This window comes from Bacillus cereus group sp. BceL062 (assembly GCF_051780025.1).
Lineage (GTDB): Bacteria > Bacillota > Bacilli > Bacillales > Bacillaceae_G > Bacillus_A > Bacillus_A toyonensis.
The window spans coordinates 901,814-916,120 of sequence record NZ_JBPWGY010000001.1 but is presented as its reverse complement, the minus strand read 5'-3'; the positions used below and the strand labels follow the sequence as shown (position 1 = coordinate 916,120).

Below are 14,307 nucleotides of genomic sequence, written 5' to 3'. Positions count from 1 at the left end.
ATTAGATAAAAACATATAGGGAAAGGATTGAATGTAAGTGGATTGCGAGCCGAAACGAAATTGTGGGTGTTGCCAAAATAGTATATGTGAATTTTTACAAAGTCTAGAACCTTTTACTCAAGTTGAAAGTATCGTAATAGCTGGAAACGAAATCGATGTATCTTATTTTCTTTCATTTAACAAGAGGAAGGGCATTGTATCATTTGTACAAGAAGACAATGAGGTAATATTTGTAGACTGTTCAAAAATTGATGCGATTCGAATAGGAAAAGTGTGTAGTTGTAAAACGAAAGTTAAATTTATTGAAGAGGACTTTAGCTTGCTAGGAAATGTTTGCCCGCAATGTTTAACGGCGGGTAGTACAATCTTTTTTGATTTTAACAATCCTGAATTAAATGTGTCTTTCCAAGCAACCACAATTAATCCACCTAGATGTACTGAATTTACAGATGAACTCGGGAATGTAGTAAAGCAAATTACTATAGTAGGTGAGGCAATTGTTTCTAAAGATTTCGTTCAAGTGCCTGAACTGGTAGGTTTTCGACTGCTTTTATCGCATCCAGCTGGAGATCCTTTAAACTACGGATTGTTATTTATTAATTTTCCTGATACGATTTTTATTTTTATATTGGCATCAAGCGGATACCTTTCCATTTCGAACTGCTTAAAAATAGAGAGTGGAACTGGTAATGCTGAAATAGAAGAGCTGAAAAAAATGATAAACGATGATGATAACACGTACAAATCAGTTGTTAAATTGACTAAAGTATATAAAAATGGTGAGACGGAATCCTTTATTTCTAAGAAGGAGTTATAACGTATCTATTGATTAACCCTCTTAAAATACAGGAGGGTTTTTACATATAATAGGAGCGTTATAGCGGCGGGAAAATCACTTTTGTCATATGTACGGTGTTAGAAGTAAATAGAGTGGTTAGTTGTACTATGATTTGTTATGGATAATCTCCTATAATGCGGTCTTTTGCAGCAAAATATGAAAGAAGCCATTACAGAAAAGCTAGGGGAATAGTATGTAATTGATTTAAATAAAGTGACGGAAGAGCATACAATATTGATAAAGCAATTAAGAAAAGGGCTATTGAAGCAGCCCTTTTCTTAATTATGTACATAGCTGTTGCTATTTTTATTGTGTTTACATAGCTATCCAAACTTGATAGCATGTTTAATCAAAAGTTGAGTAATTTATTTACTAAATTCCTTTTGAGCTCCCATATAGCTTCCTATGATATTTTGATAACTTGGAAGGTGTTTAGCAAGTAAAGCTCCAAAGCCTTCAACATCATTTCGCCAGTCACGCTGTAATTCTGCTGCAACGCTAAACCAGTTCATTAGTTGAACCCCGCCATGAGCCATACGCATAAGAGCGGCATCACTTTTTGAAAGACGAGAATAGAAATCAGTCATTTTATAATCCCCCTTAAAAAGCTTATTTATAAATCAATCTTACAGTGATTCGACTGGATTGGGTATATGTTAAAATTTCATCAATAAATATGTTTTATTTGGATAATAAGATATATATTTTAAAATTGAAAAAGTGAATTTTTATTTTTTGATTTGATGTTATAATGATTTTGTATTTGTGAATAATTTATAATTATATGAAAGTTAAGTCTAAGGGGTGTTTGCTTGTATGCCGAATAAATGGATGTGTAAAAAGGGTATAAGTTACCTCATGAAAATGTAGAGTTATATTGATTTGTAGAAAGCAGGAATGTAAATGATATATGAAGCGAATATACATACTAGAAGAAAATTAGTTTCCATGTTCGAAGATTTTAATAATGTTATATTACTTTCTTATTTACAAGGACATATGGGAAGAGCCTGGGTAAACGATCTTGAAAATCCAACAGTAGCACAAGTTACAGTAGGGATTTTCACATTTTATACTGGAGATCCAAATGTGAAAGAAGCAGAAGAGTTATTACGTAATATTCCTGAAAAAATGTTAGTAATCGTAAATAGTGAAGAATGGAAAAAGCGTTTAGAAACATTTTATGAAAGAAAAATAGATAAGTTTTTACGCTATAAATTCAAACGTAATTCGGAATTTTTTAATCGTTCAAAATTACAATCTTTTATATCAACACTTCCAAAAGGATACGAGTTAAGAAGAATAGATGAGCATATTGCAAATAATTCTACACTACATAAGCTTTCTGAAGACTTTACAAGTCAATTTCAATCGGTAGAAGATTATTTAAATCGAGGTATAGGTTATAGCATTTTGTATAATGGAGAAGTTATATGCGGTGCATCCTCGTATAGTATTTACGATAAGGGGATAGAAATTGAAGTTGCGACGGATCTGAACCATAGAAGAAAAGGTTTGGCGACCGTAGTGAGTGCAGCGTTAATATTGGATTGTTTAGAAAAGGGAAAATACCCAAACTGGGATGCAGCGAATACGACATCTGCCAAACTAGCAGAAAAGCTAGGATATGTTTTTGATAAGGCGTATGATACTTATTTTGTGGATAATAGATGAATGAGCAGAGATTGTAAGAGTTGTACAAAATAAAGAATTTAAAAAGGGAAAGACAAATGACTGGAATGTTTCGATAGCATTGTTAAAAACTCCTATGGAAATATTAGGGGATAAAATGATTATTTCAATAATAAGGAGATTTTATAATCTATTGAGTACAAAAACCGGCTTTTTTAGCCGGTTTTTATTTTTTATAAAGGGGACAATAGTCGTGATGTTCTGTTTTGTGGATAGTATTAAGTTGGCAGATGGTTCTTATTAAATGTATTCTTTGTTAGATAGAATAAAAGACTCTTGAAAAATTAATTTTGGAACACCTATTAGCTCTATCATAAAAAAGTCGAGAAATTCTATTTTATATAGGTAGATATCAGTATAGGCTCCATATATTAATTTATGTATTTTTAACTATCAAGAGGAATTGAAGCTTTTACTATGCAATTGATAAAAGTGACTATGATACAAACCCACGCATTAATAGAAAAAGTACATATACAGTAAAGAGAGTTAAAAAACTCTAAATTTTATTATAAAGGAGATTATAAAATATGAGTGAACAATGTCCAATTAATGTACCATGTCAGGTAGTAGGACAAACCCAAACACCATTAAGTGATGCACCTGCAACGCCAATTACTACTCCGGGAGCACCAATTGTAAAAATACCGGTTGTATTAGCAGAAAGAACAATTCAAATTGTTGTAGAATCTGATATTTCATTAGATCCTCCAGCGGTTGAAATTAAACGTATCTTAAAAAATGCATTTTTAACACAATGTAAGTTAGTTCCTGTAGCATTCGAACCAGTACCAGGTACACCTTACCGTCGAGTTACAAGAGCAAAGTTATTTGTACAAGGATATATTCGTAAAAATATTGAATATGCAAATGACGAGTGTAATGGAGTGCTATATGACCGCATTGCTAATGTTCCATTTTCTGGTTTTGCTGATTTAACAGCTGGTGATTTTCTATCACTAGCTATAGTGGCTGCTTCCTCAGATACTACTTCTCACTTTATTAATCCTAAAAATGGTGATCTACCACGTTTAGACAAATACTTCTTCGAAAATACAGTTTTTTATAATGAACAACCGTATTGCGAATTAGTCAGCGCTCAATTTTTTGAATTAGACTTTTCACCTTGTCCAACAGACCTAAACGAACCATTTGATACTCTTCGTGAAAAAATTGTACTAGATCTTACTTTAAAAGTTTTACAAGTACAACAAGTACAAGTATAAAACTAAAAAAGCATTGTCTTTGATAAAAAGACAATGTCTTTTTTATTATTATAAAACATATATAATGATGAAATGGTCGCGTACAAAAAACATATTTTTATGAATTTCATTAGACGGGGGGATGGTGATGAAAAATCCATGGGTTGGTCAGGAAATATGGAACAAAGTTTATAAAGGGAAAAAGCTGAATGTTCAAGATGATGCACGCGAAATAAGAAAAAAGGAAAAAATTGAAGAAACAGAATCAGAGAAAGAAGATAAAGCATTTGAATTAAAGAAAGAAAGTAAAAAAACAGAATCAAAAAAGGGAGATAAAGCGATTGAATTAGAGAAAGAAAATAAAGAAACAGAATCAAAAAAGGGAGATAAAGCGATTGAATTAGAGAAAAAAAGTAAAGAAACTGAGTCTAAAAAAGAAGAAGAAACAATTGAATTAGAGAAAGAAAGTAAAGAAACTGAGTCTAAAAAAGAAGAAGAAACAATTGAATCAGAGAAAGAAAGTAAAGAAACAGAATCAAAAAAGGGAGATAAAGCGATTGAATTAGAGAAAGAAAGTAAAGAAACTGAGTCTAAAAAAGAAGAAGAAACAATTGAATCAGAGAAAGAAAGTAAAAAAACAAAATCAAAAAAAGAAGAAGCAGTTAAATCCGAGAAAAAGAGTAAAGAAACAGAGTCACAGAAAAAACGTCAAGATTCAGAATCAAAAATAGAGACCTTAGTACGTTCAAAAGTAGTAAAAACCCCATTTTCTATTATTTCAGATGTGACTAGTTTTATAAAATTCCCTAATATGAATGTGAAAAATCAAGAAGTATTTGTATTTCGGAATCAAAAAGATGAAAGGGGTCGTGAATTGGATACTAAGTTATTAACTACAGTGCAACATTATCAAGGAGAAGTTAATTGTAATTTAGTTTCTTCAAACCTTTATGAAAAGAGAGTGCTTTTAGAACTTTCTAATCAAAAAATAAAAAGTAATATGGAAGAGAATTGGGTAGGAACATCTTCGTGGATTCCTATACACGGAATAATTTTAGATAAGGAAGATGAAGGAGGAGTAAATAATTATATACCTGCGAAATTACCAATAGAAATAGGGAAGTATAAAGGTGAAATTAATTTACGAGAAAAAGTGGTATTTAAAGAAAAAGTTATAGAAATAAAAGAGGTGTCACAGGAAATTATTTTAACAAAAAAAGAGTTTTTATTACCAAAAATAATAAGGAAAGGAAATAATCCATCTAAAATTGAAAAAGGGAGCTTACTCGTAGAAGGTTATATTTTTCAATGTATTGAATTTATATCGGAACGAAGTACACCGCATGATAACGCGTATCAGTTAATACAAAACCTTGTATTGGAATTAACTGTGCAATTGTTACAAGAACAGGAAGTTTGGGTGCGGATTAGATAATTAATCATCTCTACATCAATTAGTTAAAAATTTCTTCAGGAAAATGTATTAGAGAAACTTAAAAATAATGCTAGCAAGTTTGTAAATGAGCTTGCTAATAAGCGTTTGGGAAAGATATGAAATACAATTGATGGATCGCTTTAAAAAACTAATTCTTTTAATAGATGAAATGGATAAATATTTGTTAAAACATGAGGTGTAACACAAAGTGTATCCACCCCCATTATAGAAAACTTACAATTTAAACAGTAATACATGTTTATCATAATGTTTTAAACACCAATTATATTTTTTTAGAATAATTGGATGGACAACTTCTTTCGTAGTATCGACCTCAGTATAGCCATATTTCTTATAAAAGTTTTCTAGTTCCTCAAAAGGAAGACAATACACATTTTGTACTTGTAATTTTTTCGCAGTTTCTACTAAAAATGAAACAAGTTCCCCAGCTAATTGTAGACCTCTAAAATTTGGGAGAATAAAAATCCCACCCATTTCTATAGTATTATCATCTATTTTGACTAGTCGTCCAACACCTGCGTACTCATTGTTGTATGTAATGATTGCAACTTTATCTCGCTTTAAATCGCTCCGTACAAATCCTATTGATTCGTATTGATTATTAATCCATTCTAGATCATTATATGTAGCCAGTTGAATACTCATATGCATCCTCCTTCAGAAAACTTTTACTATTTCCATTATACATAATATATTTTCAGGAAAAAGTGGTTAAAATGGCATGATTTTTATTAACAGTTCAAGTTTTGGAGAATAGTGCATACAATATAAAGTGTTTTCCTTTCTTCATTTAAGTTTTACGTATATAATTTAAAAGTACTATTTTTATTTTATTATTTTATATTTATAACAGAATAGAGGTTTAAAAATGGGTGTTAAAATCATTACGGATAGTGCGGCGGATTTACCGGTAGAATTGCTGCAAGCATATGATATTGATTTAATTCCACTCCGTGTATATGATGAAGCAGAAACAGAGTATTTAGATGGAGTTACATTAGAGTCAGTTACATTATTGCAAAAAATGAGAGAAGGCGCTGTTTATAGAACATCATTGCCTTCACTTGAAACTTTCCAAGAAAAATTTGTTTCTTATGCAAAAGAAGGTAATCCTTGTATATATTTAGCTTTTTCATCTGAACTGTCTGGTACATATCAATCGTCAATTGTCATTAAAGAGGAAGTAAAAGAAACATATGCAGATTTAGATTTAGAAATTATCGATACGAAATGTGCTTCGCTTGGTCAAGGGCTTGTCGTTTTAGAAGCTGCTAAAATGGCGAAAGACGGCGCATCAAAAGAAGATATTTTAAAACGTGTCGCTTTTTTAATGAACCATATGGAACATATCTTCACTGTAGCTGACTTACAGTACCTTGTTAGAGGTGGACGTTTAAGTAAAGTAGCAGGTTTTATCGGCGGTTTATTAAACATTAAGCCGATCTTAAATGTGGAAGAAGGAAAACTTGTACCACTTGAAAAGGTAAGAGGGAAAAAGAAAGTACTTGGCCGAATTGTAGATATTATGGAAGAGCGCGGGAAAGAACTTAAAGGTCAAACAATCGCAATGACTCATGGCGACGACTTAGAAACAGCTGAAGCGTTAAAAGCATTAATTACGGAAAGATTCGGCTGTGAAGTATTTATCGTAAATACAATTGGAGCAGCAATTGGAGCACATACAGGACCTGGCGTTATAACATTATTTTTCTTAAATGAAGTAGAGTAAAGGATTGATCTTTTGATCAATCCTTTTTTATTTTTAATCTGTGATAATTGGGCGATATGGTATTGGTGAAGTGATACTTATATCAATCATCGTGTAAAGAAATAATAAAGTCGGTTAAAAAATGCTAGTCATGCTATTCAACAATCGAGCTATATAACGGAACGATTTCTTGTCAAAATTAAAAATATTTGAAATAATTGTTATTAAGTTAAAGGAGGGCGATTACAGAAAAAGGTGATACGACTTTCTCTTACTTAAAAATTGTGGAATATTTAAAAAAATCGATTAATTATATTCCGAAAGGGTGTGTGTAATATATTATCAACTAATGTTTTTACTTATAAATCTAAGGATGGAAAAACAGTAATAATTAGAGAAGCTAAAGAACAGGATGCAGAAAGAATGCTAAATGCTGCTTCAAAAGCTTTAATAAATGCTCCATACATGCTAAGTACGGTTGAGGGTGTAAAAAAGATGAGTGTTGATGCTATTCAAAAAACGTTAAAAGCTTATCATGAAAATCCAAATTATGTACAGTTTATTGCTGAAGTTGATGGTAAGTTAGTCGGTGCAATCGATTTTAAGAATGGAAACAAAGAAAAAATTAGTCATCAAGGGGCTTTTGCGATGACCATATTACCTGAATATCGAAATTATGGTATTGGAAGAGCTCTTCTAGAAACGTTAATCAATTGGGCTAAAAATAACAGTAAGATTGAAAAAGTTTGTCTTGAGGTAATGGAAGATAATCTAGGTGCAATCCAGTTATATAAGAATCTAGGATTTTTTGAAGAGGGTAGAAAAGCAAAGGGTGTAAAATTGGATGACGGCTATCAAAATTTAATATTAATGGCTTTATTCGTTTAAAATTGAACATTATTCAACAATAGGCGCTATTGTTGAATAAAACTTAGATTTTCAAACGACTTTATTGTTATATTTTTAAGTACAGTGAAGTATCTTATATCGAAAATTATACAACTATATTTTAACCCCGTCCAAAATTTAGAACGGGGTTATGCTTGTTTTAGGTTTAAAAGTAAATAACTTTATTGTCTTTTTTACACATCGTATCATTCATGTGTTTATGCTATTTGTGATTGAGTGGTGAAAGAAACGAATATAAATCTAGTCCTGCTCATCAAAAAACGAAATATTTAAAGATATTAAAAAATTGTAGTTTCATATATAATTGGGTAGGGAGAAATATCTGTAACTATTTGTAAAAATAGGAGGCGGCTATAAAAATGCATGAAATTGCTAGGTGGGATTTAGATCGATTATATTCGTGTGAAGATATTATATTTCCGATATTAGAGTTGAAAGAACAATATATAGTGACAAAGGATGTGGAAATCCTTTCAAAACTTATACAGGCTATTGAAAAGGCAGAATACTATTTGTATTGCCGATCGGCTGAAGAAAGTGTTTCATCTGATAATACTATATTGACTGTGAAAGTAAAGGAACTAAAAAGTGAAGTACAGCAAGTAATACAACAAAGTGAGGTGGAACTTTCTGATAATATTAATACTAGGTTCATAAAAGATGAACTTAATGCGTGGGAAAATATGTACATACAATTAAGAAATAAGATAGAAATAGAGCACAATAATAAACAATTATCATTTGGTCAAGCAAATCATATTGCAATGAATAGTGATAATGAAAAGGAAAGATTAGAAGTATTTGTGCTACTAATAAATGCATTACATAAGGAAAAAGAAGTCTTTGCTACTGTATTAAATCAAATAGGGAGATTGCGTAATACAAAGAGTAATGAAAAAGAAGATAGAGAGATTTTAACACAATCTCTTCATGTGAATGGTATTTCTGAAACTGTATTATTACAAATGTGGAATGCGACAGAAGAAAATCTTGATAAATTAGTTAGTGCTTTAAACATGTATAAGATAGGGGAAGCTTCGATTACATGGCATGAACTTATGACAATGAAGGAAAATAATGAGGCTATTATTCCTTTTGCACTAGCAGTACAAAACATATATGATGCATTAAAAGCTATTGATGAAGAATTAGCAGAATTTGCACGTAATGCGATAGAAAGTGGATGGGTAGATGCTGAACCGAGAGAGAATAAACCACCAGGTGGGTTTTGCGCTCCTTTTTTCAGTGAGAAAGAATCCCGTATTTCAATGCGTTATGACGGAAGTATCGATAGTGTAAAGGTACTTGTCCACGAACTAGGACATGCTTGGCATTTTTATAATATGAGTTTTGAACAAACTACTTCTTTCTTAGATGATTATTTGCCAATGAGTACGGCTGAATCCGCGTCTATTTTCTTTGAAACAGTACTCATAAACTATTTAATTGAAACAACAAAGTGTATAGATATGAAAAAGTCATTACTTAGCTGGAAAATAAGAAATACGTTTAATTATGTTATGGCCATTCGAGCATCATTTCAATTTGAGAAGAATTTTTATGAAAAATGTAAAGAGGGTCCTTTAAGTGTTGACGAAATTGAGACGTTATCTATAGCAGCGCAAGAAAAAGCATACGGACATGCTTTAAGTGAATATCAGCCGTTCGTGTGGATGAAATATATTCAATTTTATATTGCGGATGTTCCTTTTTACAATTATCCGTACACATTTGGATATTTAGCAAGTTTTAGTTTAGTAGAAATAGCGAAGCAAAACTCAAGTACATTCCATTTAAAGTATAAAGAATTTCTACGAGAAACAGGAAAGGCTCCAGTAGAAGAGCTCATGAAAAAACATTTTCAAATAGATATAACAAGCTATGAATTTTGGGATAAAGCTTTTATACAAATTTCTAAAGATATTGATGAATATTTGCAGCCTATGTAAGGAGAGGACGACATGTTTCAAGCACTAATTTTTGATATGGATGGAACGTTATTTCAAACAGATAAAATTTTAGAAGTATCGCTAGATGATACTTTTGATCATTTACGGTCACTACAATTATGGGATACAGTAACACCAATTGATAAGTATCGTGAAATTATGGGTGTGCCGTTACCGAAAGTTTGGGAGACGTTATTACCAGACCATTCTATTGAAGTAAGAGAACAAACAGACGCATATTTTTTGGAAAGATTAATTGAAAACATAAAGAACGGAAAAGGTGCTTTATATCCAAATGTAAAAGAAATATTTACGCACATAAAAGAAAATAATTGTTCAATATACATTGCTAGTAATGGCTTAAAAGAATACTTACAAGCAATCGTATCTTATTATGCTTTGGATCAGTGGGTTACTGAAACATGTAGTATTGAACAAATACAATCGCTAAATAAAAGTGACTTAGTCAAAACCATTTTGAACAAATATGATATAAAAGAGGCAGCGGTAGTTGGAGACCGACTATCTGATATAAATGCAGCAAAAGATAACGGTTTAATTGCGATTGGATGCAATTTTGATTTTGCACAAGAAGATGAACTGGCTCGTGCCGATATAATAATAGATGATTTAATGGAGTTGAAGGGGATATTGTCTGAAGTGCAGAATACGCATGCTACGAATTGAATAAGGTAACAACCATAAAAATGCTCAGAATAAATGATTCTTGAGCATTTTTATATATTTTTATATTAAGGGAGGGAATTTACTTGAAAGATATACATATTCAACAAATAGACAATTTAATGAAATATGAAATTAGTCATCTCGTTCAAGACAGTAAGGAAGGAGGTTTTAACTTCCTAATAAAATTAATAAATGAATATGAAAACAAAATAAATGTATTTAATAAAACTGGAGAATGTTTATATGGTATTTTTCAAGGGGAAAAGTTAATTGGAATAGGAGGGCTAAATGAGGATCCATATACAGAAAATAATAAGATTGGTAGGGTAAGGAGATTTTATATTGCAAAAGAATACCGAAGGAAAGGATTAGGGAGGTTACTGTTAGTGCGAATTTTAAGTGATGCTAAAAAATATTTTAATATCGTTGTCTTAAATACAGATACGGAACAGGGTGACAAATTTTATACTTCGGGTGGATTTGTGAAAGGGAAAAAATATGTAGGAGCGAGCCATTATTTGAACTTATATAAAAGGATGTAGTGAATTATTATTTATCCACTCTGACAGAACTTTCGTTCTATTTTTATGTGGATTGATGATATAATTCATTTGAATCTATTATTAGAATGGGGAATTGGATGATGGGAGAAAATAAAATTATTCATGATTTCAATGAATATTCAATTTGGTTAAATACATTGAAAGGTATGAAAGAAGAATTGTGGGTGGCACCAATATCAGAGGGGAAATGGACTATTGGTGAGATTGTATCTCATATTATGAATTGGGATGAATGTCTTTTAAGTAAGGTCTTACCATCAGTGAGAGAAGGACAGGGAGTGGAGTTCCCTGACTTTAATACATATAATAAAATAGCATCTAGTTATGCCAAATCGGGTATATCTAAGATGAAACTTCTTGAAGAAGCAAAAGCAAAAAGAGAGTTACTCGTAAAAGAAATTAGATTATTGCCTGCTGGAAACCTAAAGAAACCTGTAACTGCCAATGGAGTATCACATTGTCCTCATACTGGAACGCCGTATTCTCTTATATATATTATTAAAGAATTTGTAGATCATGATAACCATCATAAAAGACAGGTTATGCATTTTTTAAATGAAAATCAAGTTGTTAACCAATAAAGAAAGATCCCGCAAATGATATTTGTGGGATCTTTCTTAAATTATAATGTAACATTCATTTGTTTCAATAATCTATTTGGATCACCTTTCACATAATAAAAATGCGGATTATTCTCATCATCATATAGCATAATATAAGGTTTTTCATTTTGTGGGAGCAGTATAAGCACTTCGTCTATTGTAGTATGTAACCATTGATTGGCAATAGAAACAGGTTTAGTTAAAGGGATTTTTATCATATGTCCATCTTTCGGAACGACATTTAAGTTTTTAAATGGTCCAGTTATTGCTTTAGCGTATTGAACAGCTTCTTTTTCGATTGTTGGATCTAAAGATTGTTTTTGAATGACCATTTCTTTTTTGCAATCAAACACTTCAATTTGTTGATTTGTATTTGCGAGCGCATTTGTTGATAATAGGAAGAAAAGAAGAGAAATGACCCCGATTTTTTTTATCATAATACAACACCTCATCTTTACTATACCCTCAAAAGGTTTAAATATTTTTCTGTCACATACATGTAACAAAGAAGTTGTATGATACAATTGGTTTTTGTTTAAAAGCAATGGAGGATAAATTATGAAAGTATTGATTGCAGATGATGAACAAGATATGTTGAAAATTTTAAAAGCTTATTTTGAAAAAGAAGGCTTCGAAGTTTTACTAGCAAAAGATGGAGAGGAAGCACTTCGAATTTTTTATGATGAGAAAATAGATTTAGCTATTTTAGATTGGATGATGCCGAAACATAGTGGTATTACAGTCTGTCAGGAAATAAAAAAGAATTCAAGTGTAAGAGTGTTAATGCTTACGGCGAAAAGTGAAAGTGAAGATGAATTAGCAGCGCTTCAAAGCGGGGCAGATGAATATGTGAAAAAACCATTTCATCCAGGAGTGCTAATTACCCGAGCGAAAAAGCTTGTACAACAGGATGATGTAATTCAAGTGCAAGATGTAAAGATAAATTTCGCCAAAAATAAAGTATATAAAAATGATATAGAATTAGATATTACAAAAACAGAACTAGAATTAATAAAGTGCTTTTTAAATCATAAAGGAATGATTTTAACGCGTAAAAAATTGTTAGATATCGTATGGGGATTTGACTATTTTGGAGAAGAGAGAACGGTTGATACACATGTGAGGAGATTGCGTAAAAAAATCGGAGAGAATATTATAAAGACGCATCGTGGTTTAGGTTATAGTCTGGAGGAACAAAGTGAATAAACTTGGAAAAAAGCTATTTTTCAGCATTTCTTTAACGGTTATTCTTATTTTTATGATCTCTTTATTATTAATTAATTATCTTTTACCGAAATATAATATTTATAAAACACGTGAAAACTTAAATAAATTTACAACGCAAATACAAGATACATCAGTAAAAGATTTAGAAGATGTTATCCATACAATTGAAAATGAAAGTAATGTTTCAATTGTGTATACGCCAATCAATCAGTCAATAGTTGATATGAACGAAGCACTACACACAAAACTTATGAGAAAGAAGGTAACATTAAATAAACTGTGGATTACGAAAGACGAAGTCATAAAAGTGAAAACGGAAGGGCAATCGAATAAACTATATGATCAAGGAAAGGTAAAAGCAAGCTTTTTTGCTAAGTATATTGCGAAAGATGATACGATAATTTTAATTGGGACTTCTATTGCAAATTCAAATGAAATTATTAATACGTTAAATACATTTTACTTATACATTTTGTGTTTCTCACTCCTTCTCATTATTTTACTTGTGTGGATACTTTCAAAAACAATCACGACACCATTGAAAGAATTAAGTGATGTCGCAGAAGGAATTTCACGTTTGAAGTTTAAAAGAACGAAAGTGAAAACGAACGATGAAATAGGAGACTTAGCCAATAGTATCAATATTATGAGTGATAAATTGCATGAAGCACATCAAGATTTAACAGATCGTAATGAACATTTAAAACAATTTATGGGTGATATGACTCATGAATTAAAAACACCTATAGCATTAGTAAAAGCATATTCTATGGGAATAAAAGATGGGTTAGATGATGGTACGTACGTAGATACAATTATTAAACAAATTGATCACATATCAAATCTAATTGAAGAGTTATTACGATTTTCTAAACTAGAAAGAGATATATTACAAAAAGAAGAATTCCCTATTGAGCCACTAGTCCAAAGTATAATAGATAAACATAAGATTGAACTGGAATCGAAAAAAATCAATTTGCAAGTGAACAATACTGTTGGTGATACAATCATTTATGCAGATTTAAATAAAATGGGAATGGTGTTTCAAAATTTAATTTCTAATGCGATTAAATATACAACGAATCAAAATGTGAAAATTTATTTACAAAATAGAAACGATGGTATATATTTTCAAATTCAAAATGGTATTCATGCTGAACAAATTAAAGATATCGATAAAATTTGGGAACCATTTTACGTCTTAGAGTCTTCTCGTAGTAAAGAAAAATCAGGTACAGGATTAGGACTAGCGATAGTAAAAAGTATTTTAGAAAGACATGGTTTTGAATATGGAGTTTCTACTATAGATGGAGAGATACAATTTGATATTTATATGAAGAGGGGCTAATTAAAAACTAAAAAAACATCGTCTATTTTCAATAGGAGACGATGTTTTTTATGATTATAAGACAGTATTAAGTGGCACTATATAATTTTGAAGGCTCGTAGGGAGAGTGTTCTACAAATTTCT

Annotated in this window: 14 protein-coding genes and 1 pseudogene; 12 read left to right on the top strand and 3 right to left on the bottom strand. The window is 31.0% G+C overall.

Going from position 1 to position 14,307, the window contains the following annotated elements:
• Window positions 1-37: 37 nt before the first annotated feature.
• Entirely contained in the window at window positions 38-817 is a 780-nt protein-coding gene (locus ACS2MN_RS04630; protein WP_438894663.1) for a BC_2878 family exosporium-associated protein, read from the top strand.
• Window positions 818-1,203: 386 nt separating this feature from the next.
• Here ACS2MN_RS04630 and ACS2MN_RS04625 read toward each other — a convergent pair.
• Window positions 1,204-1,401: pseudogene (locus tag ACS2MN_RS04625) on the bottom strand (isochorismatase hydrolase); the annotation flags it as partial.
• Window positions 1,402-1,741: 340 nt separating this feature from the next.
• Here ACS2MN_RS04625 and ACS2MN_RS04620 point away from each other — a divergent pair.
• From ACS2MN_RS04620 to ACS2MN_RS04610, 3 genes are all read left to right on the top strand, one after another.
• Entirely contained in the window at window positions 1,742-2,512 is a 771-nt protein-coding gene (locus ACS2MN_RS04620; protein WP_000638739.1) for a GNAT family N-acetyltransferase, read from the top strand.
• A gap of 548 nt (window positions 2,513-3,060) precedes the next feature.
• Window positions 3,061-3,756 carry a CsxC family protein gene (locus ACS2MN_RS04615; RefSeq protein ID WP_001294998.1) on the top strand — a complete coding sequence of 232 codons (696 nt, stop codon included), beginning with the start codon at window positions 3,061-3,063 and terminating at the stop codon, window positions 3,754-3,756.
• A 127-nt stretch (window positions 3,757-3,883) separates the two neighbouring features.
• Entirely contained in the window at window positions 3,884-5,170 is a 1,287-nt protein-coding gene (locus ACS2MN_RS04610) for a BC_2427 family protein (protein WP_438894662.1), read from the top strand.
• 234 nt (window positions 5,171-5,404) lie between these two features.
• Here the strand turns inward: ACS2MN_RS04610 and ACS2MN_RS04605 are convergent, their stop codons facing one another.
• The gene (locus tag ACS2MN_RS04605) at window positions 5,405-5,836 is read right to left on the bottom strand and encodes a GNAT family N-acetyltransferase (protein ID WP_000027174.1); all 432 of its coding nucleotides are present in this window, start codon (window positions 5,834-5,836) and stop codon (window positions 5,405-5,407) included.
• Between the two features lie 223 nt (window positions 5,837-6,059).
• Between ACS2MN_RS04605 and ACS2MN_RS04600 the strand changes: the two genes are divergently transcribed.
• From ACS2MN_RS04600 to ACS2MN_RS04575, 6 genes are all read left to right on the top strand, one after another.
• On the top strand, window positions 6,060-6,920 hold the full coding sequence (locus ACS2MN_RS04600) for a DegV family protein (protein WP_000538270.1): 861 nt from the start codon (window positions 6,060-6,062) through the stop codon (window positions 6,918-6,920).
• 306 nt (window positions 6,921-7,226) lie between these two features.
• Window positions 7,227-7,787 (top strand): GNAT family N-acetyltransferase, encoded by a 561-nt coding sequence (locus tag ACS2MN_RS04595; RefSeq protein WP_015000610.1) that lies wholly within the window; start codon window positions 7,227-7,229, stop codon window positions 7,785-7,787.
• A 380-nt stretch (window positions 7,788-8,167) separates the two neighbouring features.
• Window positions 8,168-9,757, top strand: a complete 1,590-nt coding sequence (locus tag ACS2MN_RS04590; RefSeq protein ID WP_346994810.1) for a M3 family metallopeptidase — start codon at window positions 8,168-8,170, stop codon at window positions 9,755-9,757.
• A gap of 12 nt (window positions 9,758-9,769) precedes the next feature.
• Window positions 9,770-10,444 carry an HAD hydrolase-like protein gene (locus ACS2MN_RS04585; RefSeq protein WP_346994811.1) on the top strand — a complete coding sequence of 225 codons (675 nt, stop codon included), beginning with the start codon at window positions 9,770-9,772 and terminating at the stop codon, window positions 10,442-10,444.
• Between the two features lie 83 nt (window positions 10,445-10,527).
• On the top strand, window positions 10,528-10,986 hold the full coding sequence (locus ACS2MN_RS04580) for a GNAT family N-acetyltransferase (protein WP_000651653.1): 459 nt from the start codon (window positions 10,528-10,530) through the stop codon (window positions 10,984-10,986).
• A 101-nt stretch (window positions 10,987-11,087) separates the two neighbouring features.
• Window positions 11,088-11,588, top strand: a complete 501-nt coding sequence (locus ACS2MN_RS04575) for a DinB family protein (protein ID WP_000504403.1) — start codon at window positions 11,088-11,090, stop codon at window positions 11,586-11,588.
• 41 nt (window positions 11,589-11,629) lie between these two features.
• Here the strand turns inward: ACS2MN_RS04575 and ACS2MN_RS04570 are convergent, their stop codons facing one another.
• A complete protein-coding gene (locus tag ACS2MN_RS04570) occupies window positions 11,630-12,046 on the bottom strand; it encodes a hypothetical protein (protein ID WP_000591755.1) in 417 nt (138 codons plus the stop codon).
• Window positions 12,047-12,167: 121 nt separating this feature from the next.
• Here ACS2MN_RS04570 and ACS2MN_RS04565 point away from each other — a divergent pair, with 121 nt between their 5' ends.
• Window positions 12,168-12,815 (top strand): response regulator transcription factor, encoded by a 648-nt coding sequence (locus ACS2MN_RS04565; protein WP_000865960.1) that lies wholly within the window; start codon window positions 12,168-12,170, stop codon window positions 12,813-12,815.
• Window positions 12,808-14,184 (top strand): HAMP domain-containing sensor histidine kinase, encoded by a 1,377-nt coding sequence (locus ACS2MN_RS04560; RefSeq protein WP_088056250.1) that lies wholly within the window; start codon window positions 12,808-12,810, stop codon window positions 14,182-14,184. Before ACS2MN_RS04565 ends, ACS2MN_RS04560 begins: the two co-directional genes overlap by 8 nt.
• Window positions 14,185-14,307 lie beyond the last annotated feature (123 nt).

Coding starts and splice junctions, on each gene's coding strand:
- ACS2MN_RS04620 (WP_000638739.1), top strand. CDS start 1,742: ATGATATATGAAGCGAATATACATACTAGAAGAAAATTAGTTTCCATG.
- ACS2MN_RS04615 (WP_001294998.1), top strand. CDS start 3,061: ATGAGTGAACAATGTCCAATTAATGTACCATGTCAGGTAGTAGGACAA.
- ACS2MN_RS04610 (WP_438894662.1), top strand. CDS start 3,884: ATGAAAAATCCATGGGTTGGTCAGGAAATATGGAACAAAGTTTATAAA.
- ACS2MN_RS04605 (WP_000027174.1), bottom strand. CDS start 5,836: ATGAGTATTCAACTGGCTACATATAATGATCTAGAATGGATTAATAAT.
- ACS2MN_RS04600 (WP_000538270.1), top strand. CDS start 6,060: ATGGGTGTTAAAATCATTACGGATAGTGCGGCGGATTTACCGGTAGAA.
- ACS2MN_RS04590 (WP_346994810.1), top strand. CDS start 8,168: ATGCATGAAATTGCTAGGTGGGATTTAGATCGATTATATTCGTGTGAA.
- ACS2MN_RS04585 (WP_346994811.1), top strand. CDS start 9,770: ATGTTTCAAGCACTAATTTTTGATATGGATGGAACGTTATTTCAAACA.
- ACS2MN_RS04575 (WP_000504403.1), top strand. CDS start 11,088: ATGGGAGAAAATAAAATTATTCATGATTTCAATGAATATTCAATTTGG.
- ACS2MN_RS04570 (WP_000591755.1), bottom strand. CDS start 12,046: ATGATAAAAAAAATCGGGGTCATTTCTCTTCTTTTCTTCCTATTATCA.
- ACS2MN_RS04565 (WP_000865960.1), top strand. CDS start 12,168: ATGAAAGTATTGATTGCAGATGATGAACAAGATATGTTGAAAATTTTA.